The organism is Synechococcus sp. Nb3U1, from assembly GCF_021533835.1.
Classification (GTDB): domain Bacteria; phylum Cyanobacteriota; class Cyanobacteriia; order Thermostichales; family Thermostichaceae; genus Thermostichus.
The window spans coordinates 1,287,287-1,313,109 of record NZ_JAKFYQ010000001.1 but is presented as its reverse complement, the minus strand read 5'-3'; the positions used below and the strand labels follow the sequence as shown (position 1 = coordinate 1,313,109).

At 55.3% G+C, this 25,823-nt stretch carries 24 protein-coding genes; 5 read left to right on the top strand and 19 right to left on the bottom strand.

Annotated elements, in window-relative coordinates:
• Positions 1 to 6: 6 nt before the first annotated feature.
• On the top strand, positions 7 to 753 hold the full coding sequence (locus tag L1047_RS06045) for a response regulator (RefSeq protein ID WP_235277974.1): 747 nt from the start codon (positions 7 to 9) through the stop codon (positions 751 to 753).
• A 15-nt stretch (positions 754 to 768) separates the two neighbouring features.
• Here the strand turns inward: L1047_RS06045 and L1047_RS06040 are convergent, their stop codons facing one another.
• The 5 genes from L1047_RS06040 to L1047_RS06020 form a co-directional block, all read right to left on the bottom strand.
• Positions 769 to 2,154, bottom strand: coding sequence for a CCA tRNA nucleotidyltransferase (locus L1047_RS06040; RefSeq protein WP_235277973.1), 1,386 nt, complete (start codon positions 2,152 to 2,154; stop codon positions 769 to 771).
• 242 nt (positions 2,155 to 2,396) lie between these two features.
• Positions 2,397 to 3,890, bottom strand: a complete 1,494-nt coding sequence (locus L1047_RS06035; RefSeq protein WP_235277972.1) for a CoA-acylating methylmalonate-semialdehyde dehydrogenase — start codon at positions 3,888 to 3,890, stop codon at positions 2,397 to 2,399.
• 404 nt (positions 3,891 to 4,294) lie between these two features.
• Complete coding sequence (locus tag L1047_RS06030) at positions 4,295 to 4,579, bottom strand: acylphosphatase (RefSeq protein ID WP_235277971.1); 285 nt, start codon at positions 4,577 to 4,579, stop codon at positions 4,295 to 4,297.
• Positions 4,576 to 4,764 (bottom strand): hypothetical protein, encoded by a 189-nt coding sequence (locus L1047_RS06025; protein ID WP_235277970.1) that lies wholly within the window; start codon positions 4,762 to 4,764, stop codon positions 4,576 to 4,578. The genes L1047_RS06030 and L1047_RS06025 overlap by 4 nt, the downstream gene beginning before the upstream one ends.
• Before the next feature lie 123 nt (positions 4,765 to 4,887).
• A complete protein-coding gene (locus tag L1047_RS06020) occupies positions 4,888 to 6,162 on the bottom strand; it encodes a SufS family cysteine desulfurase (RefSeq protein ID WP_235277969.1) in 1,275 nt (424 codons plus the stop codon).
• A gap of 203 nt (positions 6,163 to 6,365) precedes the next feature.
• Between L1047_RS06020 and L1047_RS06015 the strand changes: the two genes are divergently transcribed.
• Together L1047_RS06015 and psb35 are read left to right on the top strand one after the other, a co-directional pair.
• The gene (locus L1047_RS06015; RefSeq protein ID WP_235277968.1) at positions 6,366 to 6,554 is read left to right on the top strand and encodes a hypothetical protein; all 189 of its coding nucleotides are present in this window, start codon (positions 6,366 to 6,368) and stop codon (positions 6,552 to 6,554) included.
• A gap of 77 nt (positions 6,555 to 6,631) precedes the next feature.
• Complete coding sequence (gene psb35, locus L1047_RS06010; protein ID WP_235277967.1) at positions 6,632 to 6,940, top strand: photosystem II assembly protein Psb35; 309 nt, start codon at positions 6,632 to 6,634, stop codon at positions 6,938 to 6,940.
• 143 nt (positions 6,941 to 7,083) lie between these two features.
• Here the strand turns inward: psb35 and L1047_RS06005 are convergent, their stop codons facing one another.
• The 4 genes from L1047_RS06005 to modA form a co-directional block, all read right to left on the bottom strand.
• Positions 7,084 to 8,220 carry a glucose-6-phosphate dehydrogenase assembly protein OpcA gene (locus L1047_RS06005; protein ID WP_235277966.1) on the bottom strand — a complete coding sequence of 379 codons (1,137 nt, stop codon included), beginning with the start codon at positions 8,218 to 8,220 and terminating at the stop codon, positions 7,084 to 7,086.
• A 118-nt stretch (positions 8,221 to 8,338) separates the two neighbouring features.
• The gene (locus L1047_RS06000; protein ID WP_235277965.1) at positions 8,339 to 9,937 is read right to left on the bottom strand and encodes a glucose-6-phosphate isomerase; all 1,599 of its coding nucleotides are present in this window, start codon (positions 9,935 to 9,937) and stop codon (positions 8,339 to 8,341) included.
• A 485-nt stretch (positions 9,938 to 10,422) separates the two neighbouring features.
• Complete coding sequence (modB, locus tag L1047_RS05995; RefSeq protein WP_235277964.1) at positions 10,423 to 12,228, bottom strand: molybdate ABC transporter permease subunit; 1,806 nt, start codon at positions 12,226 to 12,228, stop codon at positions 10,423 to 10,425.
• Between the two features lie 6 nt (positions 12,229 to 12,234).
• Positions 12,235 to 12,996, bottom strand: a complete 762-nt coding sequence (modA, locus tag L1047_RS05990; RefSeq protein WP_235277963.1) for a molybdate ABC transporter substrate-binding protein — start codon at positions 12,994 to 12,996, stop codon at positions 12,235 to 12,237.
• A gap of 353 nt (positions 12,997 to 13,349) precedes the next feature.
• Here modA and L1047_RS05985 point away from each other — a divergent pair, with 353 nt between their 5' ends.
• On the top strand, positions 13,350 to 13,559 hold the full coding sequence (locus L1047_RS05985; protein ID WP_235277962.1) for a TOBE domain-containing protein: 210 nt from the start codon (positions 13,350 to 13,352) through the stop codon (positions 13,557 to 13,559).
• A gap of 10 nt (positions 13,560 to 13,569) precedes the next feature.
• On the opposite strand, the gene L1047_RS05980 is transcribed toward L1047_RS05985, so the two are convergent.
• From L1047_RS05980 to L1047_RS05945, 8 genes are all read right to left on the bottom strand, one after another.
• Positions 13,570 to 15,228, bottom strand: coding sequence for a helix-turn-helix domain-containing protein (locus L1047_RS05980; protein WP_235277961.1), 1,659 nt, complete (start codon positions 15,226 to 15,228; stop codon positions 13,570 to 13,572).
• A gap of 402 nt (positions 15,229 to 15,630) precedes the next feature.
• Positions 15,631 to 16,491, bottom strand: a complete 861-nt coding sequence (locus L1047_RS05975; RefSeq protein ID WP_235277960.1) for a DMT family transporter — start codon at positions 16,489 to 16,491, stop codon at positions 15,631 to 15,633.
• A gap of 24 nt (positions 16,492 to 16,515) precedes the next feature.
• Positions 16,516 to 17,103: a methylated-DNA--[protein]-cysteine S-methyltransferase gene (locus L1047_RS05970; protein WP_235277959.1), complete on the bottom strand. Its 588-nt coding sequence runs from the start codon at positions 17,101 to 17,103 to the stop codon at positions 16,516 to 16,518.
• Positions 17,104 to 17,143: 40 nt separating this feature from the next.
• The gene (locus L1047_RS05965) at positions 17,144 to 18,259 is read right to left on the bottom strand and encodes an aldo/keto reductase (protein ID WP_235278874.1); all 1,116 of its coding nucleotides are present in this window, start codon (positions 18,257 to 18,259) and stop codon (positions 17,144 to 17,146) included.
• 47 nt (positions 18,260 to 18,306) lie between these two features.
• Positions 18,307 to 18,819: a hypothetical protein gene (locus L1047_RS05960; protein WP_235277958.1), complete on the bottom strand. Its 513-nt coding sequence runs from the start codon at positions 18,817 to 18,819 to the stop codon at positions 18,307 to 18,309.
• Positions 18,820 to 19,132: 313 nt separating this feature from the next.
• Positions 19,133 to 19,723 (bottom strand): Npun_F5749 family FMN-dependent PPOX-type flavoprotein, encoded by a 591-nt coding sequence (locus tag L1047_RS05955; protein WP_235277957.1) that lies wholly within the window; start codon positions 19,721 to 19,723, stop codon positions 19,133 to 19,135.
• Between the two features lie 32 nt (positions 19,724 to 19,755).
• On the bottom strand, positions 19,756 to 20,991 hold the full coding sequence (locus tag L1047_RS05950) for a GNAT family N-acetyltransferase (protein ID WP_235277956.1): 1,236 nt from the start codon (positions 20,989 to 20,991) through the stop codon (positions 19,756 to 19,758).
• A 172-nt stretch (positions 20,992 to 21,163) separates the two neighbouring features.
• Positions 21,164 to 22,177 carry an aromatic ring-hydroxylating dioxygenase subunit alpha gene (locus tag L1047_RS05945; protein WP_235277955.1) on the bottom strand — a complete coding sequence of 338 codons (1,014 nt, stop codon included), beginning with the start codon at positions 22,175 to 22,177 and terminating at the stop codon, positions 21,164 to 21,166.
• Between the two features lie 302 nt (positions 22,178 to 22,479).
• Here L1047_RS05945 and L1047_RS05940 point away from each other — a divergent pair, with 302 nt between their 5' ends.
• A complete protein-coding gene (locus L1047_RS05940; protein ID WP_235277954.1) occupies positions 22,480 to 23,937 on the top strand; it encodes a TonB C-terminal domain-containing protein in 1,458 nt (485 codons plus the stop codon).
• A 14-nt stretch (positions 23,938 to 23,951) separates the two neighbouring features.
• Here L1047_RS05940 and rpsU read toward each other — a convergent pair whose 3' ends face one another.
• On the bottom strand, positions 23,952 to 24,137 hold the full coding sequence (gene rpsU, locus L1047_RS05935; RefSeq protein ID WP_235277953.1) for a 30S ribosomal protein S21: 186 nt from the start codon (positions 24,135 to 24,137) through the stop codon (positions 23,952 to 23,954).
• A 98-nt stretch (positions 24,138 to 24,235) separates the two neighbouring features.
• On the bottom strand, positions 24,236 to 25,456 hold the full coding sequence (locus L1047_RS05930; RefSeq protein ID WP_235277952.1) for a trypsin-like serine protease: 1,221 nt from the start codon (positions 25,454 to 25,456) through the stop codon (positions 24,236 to 24,238).
• Between the last annotated feature and the right edge of the window lie 367 nt (positions 25,457 to 25,823).

Here is a 25,823-nt window from a genome sequence, read left to right as displayed (position 1 = left end):
CCGATTATGCAAGCGACCCTTCTGACGCTCACCAGTCCACTTCCCCAAGTTAAGGAAGCCTCTCCCCTTGCGGAGACCCTCTTGGTGGTGGATGACGAGGATGCCATTCGGGAAACCATTGCCATTGCCCTGGAAGAACAAGGGTACCGCGTTTTGCAGGCGACTGACGGACGGCAAGCGTTGGAGCTGGTGCATACCTCAGAACGTCTGGACTTGGTGATTTTGGATTTGATGTTGCCCAGCTTGAACGGACTGGATCTGTGTCGGCTGTTGCGACGGGAAGGCAATACTATCCCAATTTTGATGTTGACTGCCAAAAGCAGCGAAACCGATCGAGTGGTGGGTTTGGAGCTAGGAGCCGATGACTACCTGACCAAGCCCTTTGGGATGCGCGAGTTGATCGCCCGCTGTCGCTCGGTGTTGCGACGGCAGCAGCAATCTCAGGTGAGCGATGCTACTGTGCTGCGGCATGGGGAACTGTGCATGTTTACTCAAGAGTGCCGGGTGCTGGTGCGGGGCATTGAGGTGAACTTTTCCCCCAAGGAATTTCGCCTGCTAGAGCTGTTTATGGGCAACCCTCGCCGCGTTTGGACGCGAGAACAGTTGCTCGAGCGCATTTGGGGATCCGACTTTATGGGCGACAGCAAAACGGTGGATGTCCACATTCGCTGGTTGCGGGAAAAATTGGAGCTGGATCCCAGTAGCCCTGAATACTTGGTAACGGTGCGCGGCTTCGGCTACCGCTTCGGCTAGCTATTGAATAGCTGTTTAATTTGAATTCTTTTTCCACTTGTGAGCAAACGTAAGGGCCTCGGCACGGGTTTGAACCTGGCCACGGGCTTGGGCCTCTTGCAGAGCTTGTAGGAGTTGGCCTACCCAAGGGCCAGGTTTGGCCCCCAAACTGTGCAACACCTCGCTGCCATCCAGCAAAGGCACCAGATGGGCCAAGGGATCCCCTGGGTCTTCATAGCGAGTGAGCCAGGGTTCCAATTTTTGCCCATCGCCTCCCGTTGCCACAGCCAACAGGGCCAAGCCGCCAAACAGGGATCCCGCCTGTTGATAGAGCCGCCAGAGTTCTACGGGGGTAGGGGATCCCGTGAGCAAAGCATGGAACTGGGGCAGGAGATGGTGTAGCCTTTGCACCGTCCGCAGTTCCGCCCGACTGAAGCGCAGCTTCTCTAGCTCTGCTTCTATGGCCTTAAATGCCGGATTTTGGCCCCCCTCCACCGGAAGATCCGCCGGAATAGAGGGATCCCACAACAGAGCCGCCAACACCACCACCAACAGCCGGGAGCGCCGATCCGCCAAGGGTTGGGCTAACTCCGCCAGCGTGCGGGGATATTGCCCTTTCCACTGCCGGGCCCACTGCCACACCCTTCGGGCCTGAAGCAACCCCTCACTCTCAGGCTGCAATTTGGGCAACCAGTAGCCGAGTAACCCCACTGCCACAGCCGCCCGCAGGTAATCCAAACCGGGGATCCCGGCCTCCAGCAGGGCCACCACCTCTGAGCGCACCCGTTCTGCCGCCACATCCACCAGAAGGTGGGCCCGTTCCCGAATCGCCTCTTGGGTACTCAGATCCAGCCCAAACCCCAGTTGGGCCGCCTGTCGGTAAGCCCGCAACAACCGCACCGGATCGGCACTGAGATTTTCCGGGCGCACCATGCGAATTCGGCCTTGGCGAATATCCCTCTGCCCGCCTGTAGGATCCAGAAGCTGCCCCCTATGCAGATCCAAAGCCAGCGCGTTGCAGGTGAAATCCCGCTGCCACAGATCGGATTCCGGGGTCGAACCCACTTGCTGTGCTACATCTAGCGTCAGTTGCGGCAACACGATGCGGGCAATTTGTCGTTCTGCATCCAGCACCACAAACCCCGCCCCCAACCGCCGCGCCACCCCCGCCGCCCACTCCACCGGATGGTGCGCCCCACCTTGTGAATCAGCGTTGAGCACCAAATCCAGGTCAACCGACTGATCCTCTTCAGGCAGGAATCCTGTTTCAGAACCTTTTTTAGAGATCTGCATCTGGCCCAGGCAAGCATCCCGCAGGGATCCCCCTACCCAATAGGCCTGCTCCGGCAGCCATGTCCAGGGAAAGGGCAAAAGACTGCGAATTTCCGCCAGTAGCAACTCTGTTTGCAGGGGTTCGGTCATGCTTCCTTTCCCCTCAACTCATCCAGCCCAAGGGATCCCTCTGAGCAGAGCTCCCCCAATTTGCACAAAATTTGCCGCACTCTCTAACCTCGCGTTAGCAGGTTGCTGTCAAGGTACAGTCTTTCGGGTAATCGTCCTAACCCTGCTCTGTCAATGTATTGCCTGAGCGCAGTCAAAGCTGCGCGCTCACAACTCTGCAACAGCAGTTACGGCGGTAGCCCCGCAACAGCTCTGGGATCCCACTACGATAAGAGGGGCATCGCCAATCCTGTAGAAGCAGAATCTGTTGGCCAACGGCTGGTCACTGTTTTTAACCGTGTGTAGAATCGGACTCCCTCGGGCCCATGCACATGCAGGGATCCCAGTAACGAATCTTTCCAGCCACCAAAACTGTGAAAAGCCATCGGTACCGGGATCGGCACATTGACCCCAACCATACCCACCTGAATGTGATGGGTAAATCGACGTGCAGCTTCGCCACTGCGGGTAAAGATAGCTACTCCATTGCCAAATGGATGAGCATTGATGAGGTGGATAGCGCTATCCAAATTTGGCACCCGTACCACACACAAAACTGGCCCGAAAATCTCTTCCTGATAAATGCGCATATCGGGGGTGACCTCATCGAAAAGGCACCCTCCCAAAAAGAACCCCTTTTCATATCCTGGGACTTGAATATCACGCCCATCTACCCGTAATTTCGCTCCTTCTTGCTCCCCAATTTGGATATAGTTCAACACTCTTTCTCGGTGGGCTGCTGTCACCAAAGGCCCCATTTCTACATCCGGGTCAGTACCTGGGCCTATCTTCAGAGCTTGAATCTCTGGGATCAACTTTTCCAATAGGGGTTCGGCAATGGATCCCACCACCACTGCTACCGAAATAGCCATGCAGCGCTCCCCGGCAGAACCATAAGCGGCACTGATCAACCCCTTAACCGCCATCTCCAAATCCGCATCCGGCAGGATGACCAGGTGATTTTTAGCGCCCCCCAGAGCCTGTACCCGTTTGCCATAGGCCGAGGCGGTGCTGTAGACATAACGTGCTACCGGGGTAGAACCGACAAAACTGATGGCCTTCACCTCTGGGTGAGTCAGCAACGTATCCACCGCTTCTTTATCCCCATTCACTACGTTGAACACCCCATCCGGCAAGCCCGACTGTTGTAACAACTCTGCCAACAATAATGCCGCCGAGGGATCCTTTTCTGAAGGCTTCAGCACAAACCCATTACCGCAGGCCAGCGCTATCGGAAACATCCACATCGGCACCATTGCCGGAAAGTTAAAGGGCGTGATCCCTACACAAACCCCTAACGGCTGTCGTAGAGAGTAACAATCTACCCCTGTGCCCACCTGCTCAGAAAATTCCCCCTTCAATAAATGGGGGATCCCGCAGGCAAACTCCACCACCTCCAGTCCTCGCTGGGTAGCGGCCCGTGCGTCTGCAAGTGTTTTGCCATGCTCTGAAGTGATGCACTCAGCCAAAGCATCTAAGTTTTCTTCCAGCAAGGTTTTGAAGCGAAACAAAACCCTGGCCCGCCGCTGTGCAGGGATCCCTGCCCAATGGGGAAAAGCTGCCGCCGCCACCTCAATAGCCCTCATTGTCTCAGCTTCAGAGGCAAAAGGTACCCGTGCCATCACCTCCCCTGTGGCAGGATTAAACACATCCCCATAACGTCCACTTTGACCAACCACAGGCTGACCCGCGATGAAATGATGCAAAAACTTGGCCATTGGATCCTCAAGGGAAGCGCTTCCAGCATTCTGCCAGGGATCTGACGTAGGCTCTACTTCTAGTTCAGGAGTTTTTTGATGTGTGTCACCCAAACAGAAAGATCCCGTTTTGACATCAAAGTAGGCATCAGACAACTGCAAGCATTAATATCTCATCTGACTCATCTGAATCCGGTCTGCTCGGTACAAGTCTATCCGTAAACTGAATTGCCTGCTCGGCTGGTTCTAACACATATCAGAACTTCATCGCAGGGATCCATAGTGGATCTCCAGTGGATCTCCAGTAGAAGTCGGTCTTGAATCTCAATACAGCCTTTTCCAGCGTTATCTGATACATAAGGTTTTTTGTCTAGCTCAAGGGCCTGCGTGAAGTCGGAAAAGGCTGTAAAATTATTTCTTTGCCCTCAAAATGTAGGACGAATCTGGAAGCCTACCAGATCCTCAGCGGGTTCCGAATATCGCTCTACAGACTCCACTCTAGAACCAGGACTACCCTGCCCACACCAGGCTACCATCGTCTCCACCGCAGCAGGGGATCCCTCAAAAACTGCCTCTACTCGCCCATCCCGCAAATTACGCACCCACCCCTGCACTCCTGCATTGCGGGCCATCGCCTCAGTGTAGGCACGGAACCCTACCCCCTGTACCCGTCCCCGCACCCAGACGTGAACACGTACCTTGCCACTCATACAGACTGGGATCCCTCAGTTGCCCCATCTGGAGAGGATTGATCTTCAAAAGATTCAGATTGAGACTGCTGACCCAAGCGCCGTATAAACAAATTCACCAAGAAATTCACCAAGCCCGCCAACGCTAGGATCCCCAGTGAGATCCCACAGGCGTACCCAATCGCTTTCAACAGCACAGGAGACATGAACATCACCTCACGAAGCTTGTGCAGGAGAAACCCAACCCCCATGCACCTTAGCAGATGTCAGACTTAGCCGCGCTGCTTTAACAGAGACTAGAGACCTGTTTCAACTTCACAAACAGATCCTCAACTTAAAGCCACGCTAAAGAACTCCACCGCCTCCGCCAACACCTCTAGGAAGCGATCCACCTCCGCTGCCGTGTTGTAGAAGTAAACGCTGGCCCGTGCCGTTGATTGCACCCGCAAATAGCGATGCAGGGGTTGTGTGCAGTGGTGTCCGGCCCGGATGGCGATGCCGTGGTCATCTAACAAAGTGGACAAATCGTGAGGGTGAATCGCCTCGGCTGAAAAACTGACCAAACCCGCCCGTCGCGTTAGATCGGTGGGGCCATAGACCGTAATCCCTGGTATGCGCTGGATCCCTTCGAGCAGGCGGGCGATTAATCTTTGCTCATGGGCATGAACACGCTCTAAGCCAATCTCGCTCAAATAATCAACTGCCGCGCCCAACCCCACAGCCTGAGCAATCGCCGGAGTACCGGCCTCAAACTTGTGGGGGATATCGGCATAGGTGGCGTGATCCAGATACACATCGGCGATCATCTCCCCTCCACCCAAAAAGGGCGGCATTGCCCGCAACAGATTCCGCTTGCCATAGAGCACGCCAATCCCGGTGGGGCCACACATTTTATGCCCAGAAAAGGCTAACCAGTCGCAGTTCAACGCCTGTACATCCACCGGCAAATGAGGCACGCTCTGACAGGCATCCAGCAGCACCTTGGCTCCGTAGCGATGGGCCCACCCAATTACCTCTTGCACCGGGTTTAGGGATCCCAGCATATTCGAGACCTGAACCACCGCCACCAGACGGGTGCGATCACTGAGCAAAGACTGGTAGTGCTCCAGATCTAACTCCCCCTCAGGAGTAAGCTGAATAAACTTGAGCACGGCCCCGGTTTTTTGGGCCACCAACTGCCACGGGATTAAATTGCTATGGTGCTCCATCACCGAGAGGATGATCTCATCCCCAGGGCTGAGACTACTCAAGCCCCAACTGTAGGCCACCAAGTTGATAGCTTCGCTGGCATTACGAGTGTAAATAATTTGCTGTGGGGAAGGAGCATTCAAAAAACGGGCAATCTTTTCCCGTGCCCCTTCATAGGCATCGGTGGCTTCATTACTGAGGGTATGTACCCCGCGATGCACATTGGCATTGCAATGCTGGTAGTAGTGCTCCATTGCTTGCAAAACTGCGAGGGGCTTTTGGGAGGTAGCTGCGTTGTCGAAGTAGATCAGCGGATGGCCGTGTACTTGGCGCTGCAAAATCGGAAAATCTGACCGCACTTGGGTAGCCAGGTCAGCAACATCAGCCTTGGGAGGAGAAAGAGGAGATACGGCCATAGTCCACGCAAAAAGCCCATTTCCCTCAGTATGACATCGCTCTGGATCAACACCTGAGATCCAAACAACTCCGCCTGCCCTGAGCTAAGGGATCCCCCACCCAAGAGCAGCACTTGTCACGAATTATAATCTTGTGTTAAGTTTAATTACATAAAGCGATAGAGGTATTGACAATGCAGGCATCTCCTAGAATTCCTTCTCGCATGGACTCCGCTGCCGTCGCTCAGTACTACGACACCACCAACGATTGGATCCCGGGCTGGACTGAGCAAGCGGAACGCTGGAATGGACGCTTGGCCATGCTGGGCTTGGTGATCAGCATTGGTATGGAAGCGGCCTTGGGCCACAGTGTTTTCGCCAGCACTCTCGCGCAGTGGCTGGGTCTGCAATAATTCTGCAATAATTCTAAATAGAGCTTTACCTCTGTTTAGGAAAGCCCGAAACTGTCCACGCTCACTCTCTTGGGTCGATGATGACTGACAATCCCCTGCTTCTCTACGTTGGTGTGATGGTGGCCGGACTGGTGGCTGCCGTCGCGGTTGGGTCGATGGCCTTCTTCAATTCCAAGCGCCCCGCCGGTTGGGAAGGTGCCGGTCGCCCACAGTACGTGCCGCAGTATGGCCAGGACAGCGAAACCCCGCCCGAGTGGGAAGTTGGCTGGACCGAAAAGGCGGAACGCTGGAACGGACGTTTGGCGATGTTGGGGTTTGTCATCAGCATTGCGGTGGAAGCCCTCGTTGGCCACAGCGTGTTTGCCGCTGCACTGGGGTTGCGTTGAGCCTGCTCCGGGGTTTCATCTGCTGTCGTGATTGAGCGTTAAAAGCGTTGTCCTGACTGCGGTCAGGCTGATATCCAGCTCAGCAGGGAGCTTCTTTCCAGCAATGGAGGGAGGCTTATTCCTGATCTATCCAAACTTGCCGATCAATGCTTCAACTTCAGGATCTGATCCACCACCACCAGCGTTTCTTCGTAGAGGTGGTCGGCACCAAGCCGCTGTAACTCAGCTGCCAAGAGCGTATCAAGATTATCGTGCTCAATTGGGGCTACCTGGCGAATGACGCAGCTCTGGGCTCCACCCATAGCCTCCATCCGCATACACCCTGTGGTTTCCGAACACAGCACCGTACAGGCATCTGCATGAATATCAGAAGAAGTGAGGCGCATCCCGATCAGATCGCCCGGCTGAGTCATTTCTGAAGCCAAGGGCACCGCCGCCAGTTCCGCCATCACCTCGCCACCGGCCTGGGTCTGGAAGCGAATGCGGTCGATTAGATAATCGTGTTCTTGGGTTTGCACCCGTTCTGCGGGAGTCCACCCGAGGCGACTGGCCAACCAGCCCAGGAAAAGGAAAGCTTGACAGGGATTGCCCGCTTTGTAGTCGAGGGTTACCCGATCCACCGATTGTAAGGATTCCCGCCGATCCGGAGGGTCGAAGGCTTGGGCGGTGAGTTCCTGCCAAGAGCTGAGACGCTTCCAATTCAAATCGCCACACTGGCGGCCTTCGGTGGTGAGCAGGTGCATTTCCCCTAAGTCCTCTTCCGGGTTGACGAAGCCCCGCGAATCGACGATGACACGGTTGCTCAGGGAAACTAATTTTTGAAACAGCAGGCTATTCAAATCCAGATCCCCTTGCCACCACAGAAACGTCGGCAAACTGGGGATCAACAGTGAGGCAACCGTACTACAGGCCCGCACAAAGGCCGATTCCGGCGCTTTCAGAGTGATGTATTCGCAACACACCAAAGAGCTGCGCTGTTCGCGGGTAACCGGGCAATAGGCCGCCACTTGCGATTCGATGGTGTCATCTGCGGATCCCTCTCGTTTGGAACGCAAATCAATAACTCGGCAGGGGTTTTGGGTGGCAATCGCCTCCACGGTGGGAGAGGGCAACAGCAGCGCATCGTCTAAGGATTCGTACACCACCAGAGTAAAGGTGGCAGCACGAGCAGCAACACTATCTCCTTTAGAAGACCAGATCTTATTCAGTTCCTGCTCGATATCTTCGATGGAGACATCTTTAGGGGCTTGTAGCGGCAGGACAGCGGCGGATTGATCCATGGTCTCCTCCTGGAGTTGGCTCTTGCTCGATTCTAGGCAACCGGGCTGGGTTGGCAGAAGGGCTTAAGGTCAGGTACAGATTGGTAGACTCAAGAAAGTTCTCATTAAAACAAAGGGCTTAGGCGGGCCGCACCTGAATTTCCAGCTCCAGCGGGCGGGCGGGATCCCCAATCAATTGAATCTCACGCCCGTTGGCATGTAGGTGCCGCAGGATGAAATAGAGGGTTTCGATGCGCTCCTGGGATCCCACTTTTTCTGCCAACTGCACCAAAGTCAGGGATCCGGCATGAATCCGCACCACCTCAATGACCTGTCGCTGGAGTTCCAGCACCGCGCTGGCCGCTTTTTTACCCGCCTCCACCCCTGGTTGATGGTAGGCATTGATGTTGATCAAAGAGGCATAAAGGCCAACTGCCCGCTCGTACAGTGCGATCAACCCCCCTACCGAGCGAGCATCCACCCGCGGAATGGTGACAGTAATCGAGTCACGGCCATTCTCGTAAAGGGCTTGGCGAGTCCCCTGCAATAAACCACTCAGGTAATCGCCACTGGTCACCTGTGGCTCCACAAACGGCGAAGGGATCCCTTCATCGCGATCCTGGAGAACCTCGATGAAGGTGACGAAGAAGTTGTTGATGCCATCCCGCAGCTGCTGCACGTAGGCATGTTGGTCGGTGCTGCCCTTGTTGCCGTAGACGGCGATGCCCTGCTCAACGCGGTTACCCTTCAAATCATGGGACTTGCCCAAGGACTCCATCACCAACTGCTGCAAATAACGGCTAAACAGCAACAGGCGATCTTTGTAGGGCAAGACCACCATATCTTTGCGCCCCTGCCCCTGACCGGCAATGTACCAAGCCAAAGCCAACAGAGCGGCAGGATTCTGTTTCACCTCCGGCACCCGGGTGGCCTCGTCCATGGTGGCTGCTCCCGTTAAGAGGGCGCGAATATCAATCCCTTGCAATGCTGCTGGTAATAGCCCCACTGCCGATGTTTCGGAGGTGCGCCCCCCCACCCAGTCGAAGATGGGGAAAACCTCCAGCCATCCCCCTTGTCGTGCCTGGGCTTCCAGCTTGCTACCGGGGCTGGTAATGGCTACAGTATGCGCAGCAAAAGGGATCCCGGCCTTTCGGTAGGCTTGCTCCACCTCCACCAAACCATTGCGAGGTTCAGGTGTGCCGCCGGATTTGGAGGTGATGATCACCAAAGTTTGCCCGAGCTTGCCCACCAGCCGGGCCAGAACGCGGTCGATACCATCGGGATCCGTATTGTCAATAAAGTGAATATTGAGGGGAGGCTGCTGGGGAGCCAAAGCCTCCGCTACAAATTGCGGCCCCAGAGCGGATCCACCAATACCAACACACAACAGCTCCGTAAAACGCCCCCCACCCGTGGCTGGAATCATGCCGTGATGGATCTTTTCGGTAAAAGTTTCGATCTGCTCGATGCAACCCTGAATAGCTTGGGTGAGTTCAGCCGTTGGGGCCAGCTCAGGAGCCCGTAGCCAGTAGTGGCCCACCTGCCGATTTTCATCCGGGTTGGCGATTGCCCCCGCTTCTAAAGCCCGCATGGCCGCAAAAGCCTGAGCAAAACGAGGTTGCAGGGCTCCCGCTTGCTCCGGAGTAAAGCGAATCCGACTGATATCCAAATAAAACTCTAGGCCAGGGTGGTAGTAGAGCCAGTCACAGTAGCGGTGCCAGATTTGGGCGCTGTCCATCGGATCCCTCCTCTACCCAGTTATCGCCAGTTGCCCGTTAGGTCGTAACGAGCTTACCAGAGCAACCAACGCCCCAGCTCAACCCATCATAGGACAGGGACATGAAAGTCCTCTCAGATGAGCATGAGGGTTGGATGAGGAGAATAGCTGAACCCGTTCAGAACATGATGTCGTCTTCAGAGCGACCCCAAATGCACCAGATCAACGAAGCAAAGATCGCCATATAAACCCAGCCCATCGGGCCAAATTGCAGCAGATCCATCAATACATCCCTAAAAGATTTGTTTATCTATCCCAATTATTGTGATGTTTCTTTACAGCGTCAACAGTTCTCCCAGAAAAACTGTCCTCTGATGCATAGGCGGAATCTACCCCCTAGGCTCGGCAGCCCTAACCGGGAGCACCTCTGTCCAATCCAGCAGAAGGGATCCCGATGGCTCACTTGTCCAAACCGCCGCAAACCCAAAGACTCTTTCAAATTACTTTCAAAAGACTATTAACTTCTGCGGATCCAACTGGAGCCACCACGGGGAGCCCCAAGTTTGCATCTCCTGCCAATGCTCTCGCAAGACTTCTGCTTGCAGGTGATAGTCCTGGCTATGAGAGGGCGGGCTGTTGAGCTTGAAAAAGAGGGTAAAGCGGTGGGGGATTTCACTCCATTTCACCAACCAGGCCGGAAAGGTATTGGGAAGAGATCCATCCCGCTTCAAGGCGAGGTGATGGGCACGAATGGCGATATGCGCTCCTGACGAGGATCCCGGTACCTGTAGCTCACAGCCCCAATCCAAAGCCGCCATGCGTTGGGGGCCGAGGGGCCGCGCTGACGAGATATTTTTGCATCCGGTTAGTTGAGCGACGCTGAGACAGGGGGGAGCCTCAAACAAGCGCCGCTTATCGGCTTGGGCCACAATCTGTCCCTGTTCTAGCACCGCCAGCTCCCCGCACAGCCGAAAGGCTTCCTCCATATTGTGGGTGACCAAAATCGTCACCCCCTTGTAGTTGGCCAACAGATCGCTCATCTGGTGTTCGAGATGGCTACGCAGATGGGTATCCAACGCTGAAAAAGGCTCATCCAGCAGCAAAATCTCCGGATCGGAAGCAAGGGCGCGGGCCAGAGCCACCCGCTGTTGTTGTCCCCCCGATAGCTGGCTGGGGTAACGGTTTTCCCACCCTTTGAGCTGGATGGACTTGAGCTGAGTCTGGATCCGCTCCTGTTTGTCTGCCTCGCTCAACCCAGCAGGGATCCCAAAGGCAATATTCTGCCCGACCGTGAGATGGGGAAACAGGGCATAGTTTTGGAAGATGACCCCTACCCGTCGCTGGGCACTGGGCAGCCGGATCCCTCGGTCAGCATCGAACAACACCCGGTTGTTAAGTAGGATGCGCCCAGCATCAGGGGTTTCAATGCCAGCAATGCAGCGCAACAGCAGACTTTTACCGGAGCCAGAGGCCCCTAACAGGCCCAAGGGTTGGCCTTGGCTGGTCAGATGGGCCCGCAATTCGAAGTGGGGCAGCCTTTTGTGGATATCCACCCAGAGGCACGGAGCCAGAGAATCCGGATCCCTGCGGGCAGGTGTCGAGGGTTCCGCCACAACCCGTAGAGAGAACCTTCGGGACGGGTTCCTTTGCAGGGGCTGCCGTTGGAACCAGAGATTCACCCCCGTCACCACCCCCAGCGATAGCATCAGGATCAGAGCCGAGCCGACCGCTGCCCCCCGCATATCCCCCGCCTGCACCGCGAAGAAGATCGCCATGGACAGGGTTTGCGTGCGGCCCGGAATGTTGCCTGCCAGCATCAAAGTGGCCCCAAACTCCCCCAGTGCCCGGGCAAAACTGAGGGTGACCCCGGCCAGGATCCCCGGCCAGGCCAAAGGGAGCAACACCCGCCCAAAAACCCTGGCCCTGCTTGCCCCCAGGGTACGGGCTGCCGCCAAGAGCGTCGGGTCGATCTGCTGGAAGGATCCCAAGGCCGTGCGGTACATCAAGGGCAGGGCCACCACCACCGCCGTGATCACCCCGGCATACCAGGCGAAGATCACCGACAGATCCAGCGAAGCCAAGAGTTGCCCCAAGATCGTTCGCCGCCCAAGCAGCAGCAGCAACGCAAACCCCACCACCGTCGACGGCAGCACCAGCGGAGCAAGCAAGACCGCCTCAATCAGAGAGCGCCAGCGACCCCGGTAGTGCAGCATCCCATAGGCCGCCAGCGTCCCCAACACAAAGGTGATACCCGTGGCCAGCCCGGCAATCCGCAGCGAGATCCACAATGGGGACAAATCGTAGTCACTCATTCGGGCTCACAGGCGGATAAAACCATACTCCAGGAACACCGCCTCAGCCTCCTCTGTGGTCAAAAACTCCAGATAGGCCCGAGCGGCGGGAGTATCGCGCACCAAAGCTGCCGGATAGACGATCGGTGTCACCGGATCTGCTGTGGCCACCACCCGCACCTGATCCGACAATTGCGCATCGGATGTAAACAGGATCCCGGCATCGGCGTTGCCCTGCTCCACGGCAGTCAGGATTTCCCGTACCGTACTGGCAAAGACCATCTTGGGTCGCAGCTCCTCAAACACCCCCACTTCGGTGAGGATTTCTTCGGCATACCGTCCGGCGGGCATCGCCTGTAAATCTCCGATAGAGAGAATCTGGATCTCGACTGCTGTCAGCCCGGCAAAATCCTCAAGGGTACTGTCAGAATCGGCGGGCACAATTAAGGCCATGCAGTTAGTGAGAATATCCTGCCGGGATCCCTTCACCAACAAGTTGCCATCCTCAAGTGAGTTCATAAAGGAAGCGGCTGCAAAAAACACCACATCCACAGGTGCCCCCTGCTCCACCTGTTGTTGGATAGAGCCGGAATTGGCGAAGTTGTACTCAACCTTGATGTCGGGATGAGCAGCCCTAAACAGCGCGTCAATCTCGGTTAGAGCTGGCTGCAGGCTGACCGCAGCACCCACCAAAATGGATTGGGATTGGGCTAAGACGGGATCCAAGCCAAGGATAGGGGCCACAACGGCCAGGATCCCGGCAAGCAATAGCGCAGCTCTTCGTTTCATAGCAGCTTCACAGCAGGTTACTTTGGCCAACAAGGGCACTCAAAATACAAGAACACACCAACTTTTTTGGCATTCTAACTTGCCAAACCTTGGATCAAGGTTATAAACACTGGATTTTTTGGTAATGTTCCGAACACAAAGAAAAGGATTGAGGGATACAATGCCAAGGAAAAGTCGAGGTTGGATCATCTTTCAGGCCTCTGAAGTTGAACGATGTTGAGCAACAACATTGAGACTGCTTCTGTCCTCAGACTCAGCGCACCAGATCGGATGTGTTGAGGGAGGTACTGCACAATCTTGATTTTTTGTCTATTTCGTCAATGATCACTACCGCTCAAATGGAGACAAGGATCATGCAAATAAGCACCCGAAATATATTTAAGGGGACTGTAAAAAGTGTGACTGTGGGCATGGTGAGTGCTGAAATTGTTCTGGAGATTGCACCGGGACTAGAGGTTACAGCTATTATTTCTAAGCCATCCGCCGAACGCTTAGGTATAGAAGTTGGCAAAGAAGCCTATGCCGCCATCAAAGCCTCTGATGTGATCATCGCTGTGGAGTAAGAGAACCGGCTCAGGCTTGCTGCTGTTCGGGATCCGAGTGCAGGGCCTTGAGAAGGCGTTTGTGATCGCTAGAGCCAATCTGAAAGCGCTCGTTTTCCACATCCCGAACCCAGCTTTGGCTGCGTCCCAGCCGTTGGGCCAACTCCCGCTGGCTGATGCCCCGTTGTCGCCGGGCCGCCGAGATATCGGCTCCACTCAGAGGCTTGTCAGAACCGAAGGCTGTTTTTTCAGAGGTTTCAGGGGGGGTTCTTGGGCCTTCAGATGCCGTTGCTACTGGGGTAGATTTGACCTTCTTGCGGCGGCGCCGGGATCCCGATCCGCTAGCTGAGGACTGGGTGGCTTGAACAGTTTGAGCATGCCAGTCAGGAGGCAGGTGAAACCGCTGGATCCGGGCCTGCATCAGGAGCCCCCATTTGCCTCGCGGCCCGATGGCCGTCAAGGCTCCGCCATTGTTAGCATCCTCAATCCAAAAGTCCAGCGCCTCGTTGGCATCCTCGGGCACCGCTGACAATCGGGCCCACAGGGGTTGCAGGTTGGCCGGATAGGTGAGCGGGTCAAACTCCGGCTTGAGACCGTAGTGGCTGAGAATTTCCAGATCGCTCTCAAAGGTGCGTACCAGCCGTTTGCGCTCCTGCAGGTTGAGATGGGCCTCTTGCAGTCGCTCTTCCCCATAGGCCACCCGCATCAAGGTGGGCACCGTCAGACGTTGTTGCCGCCCCATCCGCACCTTAAATAGCAGCCATAGCAGCAGGCGCACCGCTCCTTCGTGGTGTTGCCAATAGCTCATCACCGCTTGCAACAGGGATAAGGGCAAACTGCCATACTGATAAAAGGCTTCCCGCCGCCGGCACCCCTGCCGATTCAAAAAATACCGCGTCCATTCGCCGGGCTGGATCACCCAGGTCAGGCCCACCAGATGGTTGCAGCCCTGCTCATCTTTTTGAAAGTGGCGTTGCATCTTCTGGAGCGTCCACAGGGATCCCGAGGGTACTGAAAACCCCTTCACCCTGCCCTGGCTAGGCCAATCGATGGTGGCCTTGATTTGGCAGACTTGCTCTACCCAGTTCATCAACAGATTGAGACGGGCGATTTTGCTCAAATCTTTGCGTTTATCCCAGCCCAAATAAGACTCCAATTGCTGATCCGTACAGACAAACGACTCCTTCCAGGGCATCTCCAGCTCTGTGGCATAAGCAGAAAAGATCAGATGTAAACAGGCAGCCCGCACATCTGTTGTGGATCCCTCCGGGATCCGCTCTCCGCATAGGGTCAGGGATCCCTGGTTGTGGCCAACGGATTTGTGGTAGCAAACCTGGTGGTTCTCCCGTTGCTCTAGGGGCAAAGATTGAAACTGAGATAGAAAATTGCAGGTTTCCCACACGACAATCGACGAGGCAAAAGCCTGGTTCCGACCGTTCAAAAACAGAGGGGGGCTGCTGCGAATGCGTGCCACAATCGTGCGATTACGCCCTTTCATTGCCTCATAAGGCCGGGGGGCCGAATCAGGACATAAGCTCAGACACTGAGGTTCCGGGAAAAATCCTTCACAGTTATTGCACAAAAGAGGATTGATCCAGTACTCTCCGTCTTGGTTGCTAATGGCTTGATTAGGGCAACTGGTTATGCAGATATTGCAACCTATACACTCACCCGAAATTTGGTAAGCCATAGTATCAAAGACCTCATAGCTACTTTTTTGTAAGCAGAAAACCGTAGATTCAAAAACAAACCCTGCTCCTTCAGAGCTACTACAACTACTCGAAGGAACTCATCCCTACAGCCTTTCCCAACTTTACACAGACTCTTGAGCTAGGTAAAAAACCTTATGGAGCAAAGGATTGACCTGAATTTGCTGTATCAGGTAACCCTGGAAAAGGCTGTAATGATTGCTTTTTATGTTGGGATGTGAACTTGACTGAAAGATACCCCACGATTTCCGCATTAGCCTAGAGAGATTTGGTCTAGGGTGAACCTTCTCAGAAGTTTCGGTTTGTCTTAATTATCTTGATGTTTGCTTTGAACTTTTTTATAGTGCTGAGGATCTTCGAGGATCTTCTCCTGCTGAGCAACCCTAGAATCTGCGCAGGACAAGCATCGTTCCCAGCAGCACCAACCCACAGCCCATCAGCATCGAAACTGTTACCGCTTCCCCCAAAAACAGGGATCCCCACAGCAAGCCGAACACAGGCACCAAGAAGGTAACGGTCAGGGCTTTGGTGGGGCCAATATCGGCTATCAACTGAAAATAAAACAAATAGGCCACGGCACTACAGAGCAATGACAACCCCAAGACATTCAATCCAATCATGGCTGTAAAAGGCCCTGTAGGGGGAGCGAAAGGCACCAAAGGCAACAGCACCAGCCCTGCTGCAATTTGGCTGCCGGCTGCAATTCCCATCGGTTTAATGTGTTGGGCATAGCGTTTCAAGTAAACCCCGGCCAACCCATAACACATCGCGGCCCCCAAGCAAGCTGCCATCGCCCACCCAAACCACTGGGAAAATTCTGTGCTGAGACCAGCCCGACTGACCAAAGCCACCCCCGCCAACCCCAAAAGTAACCCCAAACCTTTGCTGAAATTGAAGGATTCCTCCAGCCAAATCACCCCAAAAATCGCCCCAAATAGCGGTGCGCTGGCATTGAAGATGATCGAATATGCGGCGGGAATGTGTTGTGCTGCAAAAGAAAACAGCAAAAACGGCAAGGCAGAATTGATCGACCCGATCATCAGGTATTGCCGCCAATGCTCTTTCCATCCCACCGGGAAGCGAATCAACCCAAGATAAAGGCTCAGGACGATCCCCGCCAACATCACCCGCAGCTCCGCGGTCACCACTGGCCCCAACACGGGCGCAATGACCCGCATAAAAATGAAGGAAAATCCCCAAATGGCCGACAGGAGGAGCAAACGTAAAACATCTTTCAATTGCATGGGCAGGGATCCCAATCCAAAAAATCAACCAATCAAACTCAACTGGACAGGCGTGTCTGTTCCTGTTCTCAGCTCAACACAGACGGGAGCTTGATTCGCTTCGTGGGCCAAGAGCCAGCGTTTGCGCTCCAACCCGCCAGCATACCCCCTTAGATCCGCCCCTGCGCCGATAACACGATGACAGGGGATGACAATGGCGATTGGGTTACGGGCATTGGCCATGCCCACCGCTCGTGCCCCATGGGGGTGGCCCAGTTGAGCGGCCAGCTCACCGTAGGTGCGGGTTTCTCCAACCGGGATCCCCCGCAACATCTGCCACACCTGCTGCTGAAAGGGGGTACCGCCCGGGTTCACGGGCAACGCCTGGATGGGATCCCATTCCCCAGCAAAGTAGGCCCGTACCGCCTCCCTAACCCCCTGTAGGTTCGCCCTAGGGATCCAATCCACCTCACGGAAGCGTTTTTCCATCTGTTCCCGTAGGCGTCTTTCGAAAGGGGAAAACTCCAGCGCCAGCAGAGCATGTCCATCCGAAACTAGGATCAGGTCAGCCGCAAGGGCAGCCGGGATCCCGTCGGTCAGGCGATCCCAGTACAAAGGGATTGAAAAAGACATGGGCAAAATCCCAACTGCGATCAGAAAACAAGAATTTCCCTCACTCCCATAACCGACGAATCGGGGCGCGGTGCAGTAGCTGGTGAGTTTCCATCAACAAATCCGGGATCCGCAACTGTTCCGGGCAGCGGGGTAGACAGTCCCCACACTCGGTACAGTGATCCCCTGTTACCCCAGGGAACCAATGTCCAGCCTGGCCAAACATGTTGTAACGGTACTGGCCGAATTCTTTCATATCATGAGAGAGCGCCAAGTTTCGCAGGCGCAACACCTCGGGAATGTGGATCCCTTCCGGACAGGGTAGGCAGGCATAGCACTGGGCACAGCGAGTGGCTGCGAGGCGTTCGAGTTCGGCCTGTCGTAACCGTTCTTGAATCGCTGCGCCCTCCTGCAACCAACCCTCTGGATTTTCTAGAGCGGTCAAGGCCGTTTGCAACTCCTCTGGGTGGGTAATACCCAAACTAAGGGTCTGAATGCGGGGATCCGCTAGCAAAAAACGGTAGGCAAACTCCAACGGGCTGAAGGGCTGGCAGCATTCTTGTAAGCGTTGCGGCGGGTGATAGAGCATTCCGCCTTTATCGGCAGGAGAAATGATGAAAACTCCCATATCCTGCTGGGTAGCTGCCTCCAGTACTGGCTGATTGCGCTGTTGGAAAAAGTGATAGTGCAAATTGACAAAGTCAAAGCATCCCGTCTGGATCGCCGTCAGAATTAACTCCAAAGATCCATGGGTGGAAAAGCCGATGTGCCTTACCCAGCCCTCCTTCTGGGCCTGTCGCAGAATTGGCAACCCCTCCCGCAACACCCACTCCAGATGTTCCGGCAGGTTGATGCCATGAAAGGCAAATTGATCCAGGTACTCCACCCGTAGGCGACGCAGGGATCCCTGAAGCTGCTCCTGCAACTGAGCTGTGGGGGTGAGTTTACTGGTCAGAATCAACTGGTGGCGTGGAATAGGCAATGCCCGTAGGAGCTCCCCCAGAAACGCTTCCGCATGACCATAGGCTTGAGCGGTTTCGATGTGGTTGATCCCGGCTGCGATGGCAGCCTCAACCGTGGCCTGAGCCTGGGCAGGGGGCACATTCACCAAGCGCATACTGCCCAGAGAGAAAACGGAGATCTGCTGCTCAGTGCGCCCAAACCGACGGTAGATCAGAGAACTTCGTTCCGCTGGCGCGAAAGGGATCCGCTGTGCAGAATCGATCAAGGCTGCAGAATCATCGACCACGAACTGCTCTCCCCATTCCAGAACGGGGCCAGAGATTCTCCCACCACATTCGGACCCCAGTAACGGCGGGTACCATCCAAGGTAAAGGCCACCACAATGTCGCCAGGGCTAATTTGCAGCGGCTCTTCCCCCAAACTGAGCACCAATCCTTCGCTACCGCCCTCTCCAGGGGCAAAATCCCAGTGGGCCGTTTCTGGGTTGATCAGCCGTTCGCCACCGCGCATCAAGATCACTAACCGAATCGGATAGGGGGTGCGATTGCCGACGCGAAAGGATCCTGTACGGGCGGAGGTGGTCGTCCCCTGCGAGGGCACCGAAGGCTCCAAACCAGGAGCAACATCTCCCTCAAGGGGATCTTCTAGCAATTCTGGAACAGGCTCCCCCAAAGTTTGCGCCCTCAAATTCTGAAAGGGAGCGCCCATCCAAAGCAAGGCCACAACCCAAAACAGGAATCCCTGACGCAGCTTACCTCTCAAAGCCATGTCCATCGGTGGCCCACCAGAACTCACAACACAAAGAGAGGCAACAGATTCGGCGACGAAAGCAGAAAATGAGCGGATCAAGGGGGACATTGGGGCCACTGCGACCAAGAGTGCTATGTGTCGGGTTAGAAGAAGCCTGCCAGCCACAACCCCACCACGGGTAGAGTGAGCATCTAGCGTGCTGCAAGGCGATCGTTCAGCTACGTTAACACGTCTATTCTGGCAGCGGGTCATGGAAAAAAAAGGGAAGCCTATTATTCACAAGAGGCTGTTTCAGGAGTAACCGGGAATAGATTGGGATCCCTTCAAAGGAGCCTTTTTAAGGATTGACTACCCGATATTGCCACCCGTGGGGGCTGCGCTCATATACCGTCCGCAACTGGGGATAGATCGGATCCCCTTTCAGTTGCAAATGATCTACCTCCGTTGGATCCAGCCACAAAACCACAAAGGTATCCGGAGGCATAGCCGCCTTGTCCGGTGACAACTCCTGCAAGAAAGTCTCTGACGGCGCAAGGTGGGCCTTAGGTTCCGGCCAAAACCACAGCAGCCGACCTTTCTCAGATATCTGTTGCCACAGGTGTTGCCGCTGATCTAGGGCTTGGGGATCCGGGTGATCGGCGGTGATAGCCTGAAGAGTACCAGCAATGCGAAATTGTTCGCGGGTTTTGCCAAAGTACCAGCAGATCTGGGCGTGGGGGCAGTGGGCAATCTGTCGGATCTTCTCACTACGACCATCCACCGCCAACTGAATGCAGTCGCTTTGCTCCAAAAACCCTCTGAAAACCACCGTACGGTTGCGCGGATGCCCTCGGGGATCCACTGTAGCCAATTGTAGATATCGCGCACCGGGATCACTACGGTTGCGGTGTAGCGCCGCTTGGAGCAGAGCTCGCCAAGAAGTCTCCACAGCTGAGTTGTCCTTCGAATTCTTCACAAGTGCTAGCTGGGGTTTTGACTAGGGGGTGGGGGAGGCTCGGAAGAAAGGTTCTGATCCGAGTGGGGATCCGCCTCTGGCCGGTGAAGGGGATGGAAGTAGTGCTCCAGCCAGCCTTCTCCAGGCCCCTCAAACCGTTCCGGTACCGGTTGTTTCACCTGTAACCCGCGTAGCATCGCGTTGATATAGGCATTATCCCAACTGAAGCGGCTCTCGCGGATTTTATGCCACACCGAACGGGACATAAGCAGGGTTCGCTCTAAATCCTGGGCCCCGAGCTTGAGCAAAAACTCCTCCCGCTCCGGCTGGTAATCGGTGGAGGCCAAGGCCAGAGATTGAGGTGGAAGCTCCTGAGTGAGTTGGGCCATTTTGGCCATTAACTCGGGGTAGAGCCAGGTGTAGGCGGGGTGAACCGTCAGTTTGGCCACATGGGGTTGCTGCCCGGTGCGATCCAGCTTCAGATTGAAGTAACCGATGGCGGTTTTGCGCTCCGGCTCGTAGACACACACTTCCACCCGTTCCGTCTGGCTGATGGAGCGTTTGGCTCGCTCCAAAGCCCAATCCAGGGGGTTGGTGCGAAAATCGCTCACCTCGCGGTCGTACACCTGACGGACATTGGCAGGCATGGATCCCGTATCCAACTGATAGATGGCGTAGGCATCCCGATTGGTCACCGGCACCAAATTGGGCAGCTTAGGCTCATGCTGACTCAAGGCCGTGAGGATCTCGACGGGGATCGACCAATAGGTAATCTGGGCCAGGGGTTGGAAACCATTGCGTCGGTAGAGAGCCATTGCCCCCTTATTATGGATGTTCACCTCCAGGATCCAGGTATGGGCCTCGCGGAAGTGTTCCATACAGTGCTTGAGCAGCCGGGATCCCACCCCTTGCCGTTGAGCAGAGCTGGCCACCGCAATGTGATCTACCCGCCAGGTGCTGCGGGAATGATTAAACGGAGAAACCTGGATGACCCCCTGAATTTTCCCCTCTAGCTCCGCCACATGTACTGTAAACATGTGCTGAAACCGATTGGGAAACAGGCTAAGAGTCTTCAGTGGCCCATACCACTGGCGCAACCGACGCACTTGCCGACGGATATCGACTGAGCGGCTACCGTACTCTTCATCGAAAGCTTCGGCAAAGATCTCTTCCACCGCCTCTAGATCCCCTAGTTGGGCGGGACGAATAATCAGCTCAGGGGTTTTGAGATTCCCATCAGGTTTGGCCGGGGTGTTGTCCATGCCGTGTCGCAGGCGGGTGAATATTCAAAGCATAGCCCAAGCGCCCCTACTTTCTTCTAGATCTTCCACTCGTGTGCCATCGGGCAATGTAGCTGAATTGTCAGGATTGGCAGCTTCTTTCTCATATCCCTCTTTGACCAAATCTCCTACGGCATCCGGATCTCAACCCACCTTAACCCCTCCGCACTTCAGCCTCGCCGTGAGCCTTCAATAGGGCGGCTAGCTTGTGACGCATGACGATACCAGGCTTGTCGGTGAACATGTGCTGTTCCACTTTGATATCGAGAGGAACATCATAGTCGGTTCCCTCCAAAATCAGTTGATCCTCAAGCGTGACTTGGCGATCGAAGGCGATGATGCTCTCGGCACTCACCTCCGCCTCGGCATCGTTGCGCACACAGAACTGCACCACCTGTGAAGTCTGGTCATCAATGGGAGTAGCCCCTGTAAAGATGATGTGAATAAGGCCGTTGGGATAGGAGATCTTAAGTTTGCGGTTGAAGGGCATAAACCAAGTGCTTTCCAGGATGCGCACTGTTCGATCCTCTGTCGTTTTTAAGTTCTGCTTCTGGATATCGCTATTGAATACCGGCAAAACCGAGGTCGCCTGCAGACCATATTCCAGCTCTTCAAAGCTATCGAGCTCGGGCGGTACAGGCTCGGAAATGACCCCAAAGCTGTTTTGATGAACAAAGTGAGGGTGGGCATTGTCGAAGGAGTTTTCCATCAGACGTAGGCCGGCACATTTCCAAACTTCGTAAAATTGGTGAATTTGGCGAAACTGGGGATCCGCCACCTCAGGAATTTCGGGGATATCTGTTAGCGGATCCGCCAGGGCTACCCAAACATAGCCGTAGCGCTCCTGACAGCAAAACCCTTCCACCTTGTAGGTACGCGGAATGAAATCTTCGGTAAGTTGTGGCACCTTCACACAGGTTCCTGAACCCTCGAACTCCCAACCGTGATAAGGGCAGCGGATATGGCCATTGCAGACAATCCCCTTGGAGAGTTGAGCGGAGCGGTGGCAGCAGCGATCCAAAACAGCGCAAGGTTGCCCTGACTCGTCCAGCCAGAGCACCAGTGGAGTCTGCAGCAACGTAAAAGCTTGTGGGCCAGCTTCTAGGGCCGATATCGGGATTACAGGGTACCAAAACCGCTTCAGGACGGGTTGCTGAGTAACAAGCATGAACCAACTCCACCAGTAGGGAATCGATGAATGTTTTTATAAACTGGGCAAGCTTTTCGTGAGCCTAAGTGGCCCAAACAGTTGCCCTCAGCAAAGATAGTAGTCATTGGAACAACGGAAATCCGTATTCACCAACACAGCTTTCCCGCACCGCAATGTGAGGATTTCTCTCCAGACAACTGCCCTTTTGCGCAGGGATGAGCTATTGATCAAGGGGGGGCCACGCTCTGGCCCCACAGGAGTGTGAGGCTGCCTAACCGACAGAAACCTGTTGGGATGGGGTTGTGAGGAGGAGTGGCACAGTGCAAACAGAGGATCAACCAGGGTTAGAGGGATCCCACTCTGCTGATCAAGACCAAGACATGGCCAAGGCCGGGATCCCAAACGAATGGGAGGAGGATCCCAAAAGATTTCCCAGACTTTTTGCTCTAGAAGGCACCACCGATATAGGTTCACCCCCACAGCAAATGGGGCAGGCAGGGGACGACCATCTCAGCGACTCTCCCCAACAGAGCCGCTCCGAGGAAAAACGACAACAAGAACGCCGTTCTCTGCCCTGGCGCTTGGGCTTGGCCAATCTCCTTTCGGCGGGGTTGCATCTTCTCCCCATCGGGCTTATGGGCTGGCAGCCGGGGATCCCAGAGGAGGTGGAGATCATTTCTTTTCAGTGGGTAGAGGTGGAAGCTGAGCCTCCCCCAGAACCGGATTTTATGGCCCCTATCTCTGCCCGTGCATCGGGAATCTCTGACCTACGGGATCCCTACCTATCGGTACGGCACTCGCAAGTGGCCAGCCCCAGAGACTGGTTTGATTTTGAAGTTGAGACAAGCTCCTCTTCATCAGCCGTTCTTCCTGAAGTTTCGGCCCAGTCTTTGACCCATCGAGGGCAGCCCCTCCTCCCTCCACCCGCAGATATCCCCGAAGTCCCCTCACCTCCACGCCCCCTCACGCCTCAGCACCAGCAACAGTTTGAATCCGCCTTAGAGGATGCCGTGGCTGATCACGATTGGGTGGAGGCCCTACAACTGACAGAAAGATGGCTGGATACACTGTCCCTATCTTCCCAACAACGAGAACCTCTGCAGGAGTATCAACAACATTTGCACAGCCTGCTCTCAACCCCAGCCGACGTTGGTAAACCTGCCACATTCCCAGATCCACCCGTAGTTCCCCCGAACTCGCCAGTGGTTTCTCAACCTGACGCAAGCCTCTCCCCCTCAGAAGCAGCCTCCCCCCTAGAGTCTCTCCCCCAACCGCATCTGCTGGCACAGGCAGAGCCCCGACCCACCCCACCAGCACAGGATGCCACTTGGCAAAACGAGCAAAAGGAATCCCTCAGCACGCTTTTGCCTGCCCCAGAAAGCCTTTTCCAATCCCAAAACCAGGGATCCCTAAACCCCAAAGCCGAAGAATCAGGCCCACCCAGCTTAGATGTTGTCGCCGATTTAGACTGGGGAACCTACCTAGCACAGCTGCAAGAGAAAGTTCGCCAACACTGGATGGTACAGCGAGCTGCTGGCTCCTACTTGACGGTGGTACAACTTCGCCTAGATCGAGAGGGATCCCTGCGGGAACTGCGCCTGAAAACCCCCTCGGAAGATCCCCTTTTGGATGCAGCCGTGCTCAGCGCCATTCAACGCTCAGCACCTTTTGCCCCGCTGCCTGAGATTTACGCTGGAGAAGAGTTAATGCTAGAAATTGATGTGCTAAGCGGATCCCTGGAGGCTAGCCCCATTCAGGATCCCAGCGCTAAACTTTGAGGCTGTAGCCGCTCTTAAGCCATAGTTTTGCGGCGGTTCCGTCGGACAGCCACCGCTTTGCGCTTGCGTTTTTCCAAGTTGGTTTCAAAATGCCGATGGTTGCGCAGATCCCGTAAGATGCCTGCCTTAGAAACCTGACGCTTGAATCGGCGTAGTGCAGACTCGATACCTTCGTTTTCGCCAATCGTCACCTGGGTCATAAAGGATCCATCTCCTCCGTCGAATTTATTGTATTGAAGATGTATTGAAGAAAAACCGGGATTCTTATAATAAACCATCCCTGTGCTATTGCCCGGATTTACTGGGCTCGACTGCCAAAGTTGAGACCCGAAACCACCTCACCCCCGATTAAATTCACAGTGAATGAAGCGGTTGCCCCAGGGGTAGGAGTAACTGTTGGAGTTGGGCTTGGGGTGGGTGTGCTGCCAATCACCGACTGTACAAAACCCGAGAAACTGGACACACGAGTATACACCCCAAAGAAATTGGGCTGAGCACAACCGACCCCAAAGCTGGTGATCCCCGCCAGGGCAAAGCCATCACCACTAGGCACGATCAAAGGACCACCGCTATCTGCCTGGCAAGAATCCACTCCCCCTTGAGGAAAGCCGGCACACAACATGCTGTCAAGGATGGTGCCATCGTAGGATTGTGGCGCGTTGCACTCTGCATTGGACACAATGGGAACGGTGGCTTGCTGCAAATCTCTGGGAAAACCGCTGGGTTCCTGACCGGCAGGGCGAGAGGTAGCTCCCCAGCCGATGATGGTGGCGGCAGTGCCGGGGGCTGTTAGGTTGGTTTGGTTCGGCTGCACCAGAGGCAGGGTAGCCAAGGAAATAGGCTGAGACAGGCGTACTAGGGCGATATCGTTGCCCCCTGGTTCTCCCAGTTGGGGGTTGTAGCCAGGGTTGATGACAATTTGAGCAGCACGAATGCGCTGGCCGGCTCCAACTTCTAGGCGGTTGGTGCCCAGTAACAGATCCAGATTTTGGGTGTTCACCACCTGCTGACCTTGATTGTTAAAGAAACAATGGGCCGCTGTGAGCACCCATTCCGGTGTAATCAGGGATCCCCCACAAAACTGCCCCTGAAACGGATCCTGTCGATCTGCAAACACCAAGGCCACCATCCAAGGAAAGGCCCCCGCGGGAGCGTTGGTGCCCCCAATAATTTGCTCTAGCCCTAAGCCAGAGCGCGGTGTGGTAAAGACCCGCCCCGGCGGCAAGATGGCGGTGACGCGATAGGTGCCAGGGGGGAGGTCAAAAAAGCGGAAATTGCCGCTGGCATCACTGGTTGCACTTGGTTCTCCCGCATCGAGGCGGCCATTGCCATTCAAGTCCAGGAAGGTGGTAATGCCCGGTAGCCCCGGCTCTCCCGGATCCCGTAGACCATTGCCGTTCAAGTCATCAAAATGGGATCCCTCAATGCGTCCGGTAGAGAGAACAGGGGCAGGGGGGAGGGAGCGACTGGAGCCGCCGCCGCCGCAGGCGCTCAAGGTTAGGGCAAGACAGAGCCCCAAAGGCAGGTTCCAAGAGTGAGCAGAGCTTAGGGAGGGAAGTGACCCGGATCGGTAGGGCATGGCTGGCTTCTCCAAAAAAGGGAGGGGGTTTTTAGGATAGGGCTAGAGCATACAGCTAGGGATAGGACGAAACCTGTAGACAAAGGATGCCACTTCACTGGGGGCGATCCACAAGCGTAGTGCTGAGGCAAGCATTACAATACCTCATTTGCAGATTCTGTCGATTACGGCTCTGGGGAAACTTCATGCGCTTCTAGGCGGCACCGTTCTAGCCAGAACCCGTAGTCTGCGGCACGGCAATGGGTAACCCCTTCCCCCTTGCCGCCCGTGCAATTGGGCAGTAAAACCGGGGTGGGAGTGTGTGTGG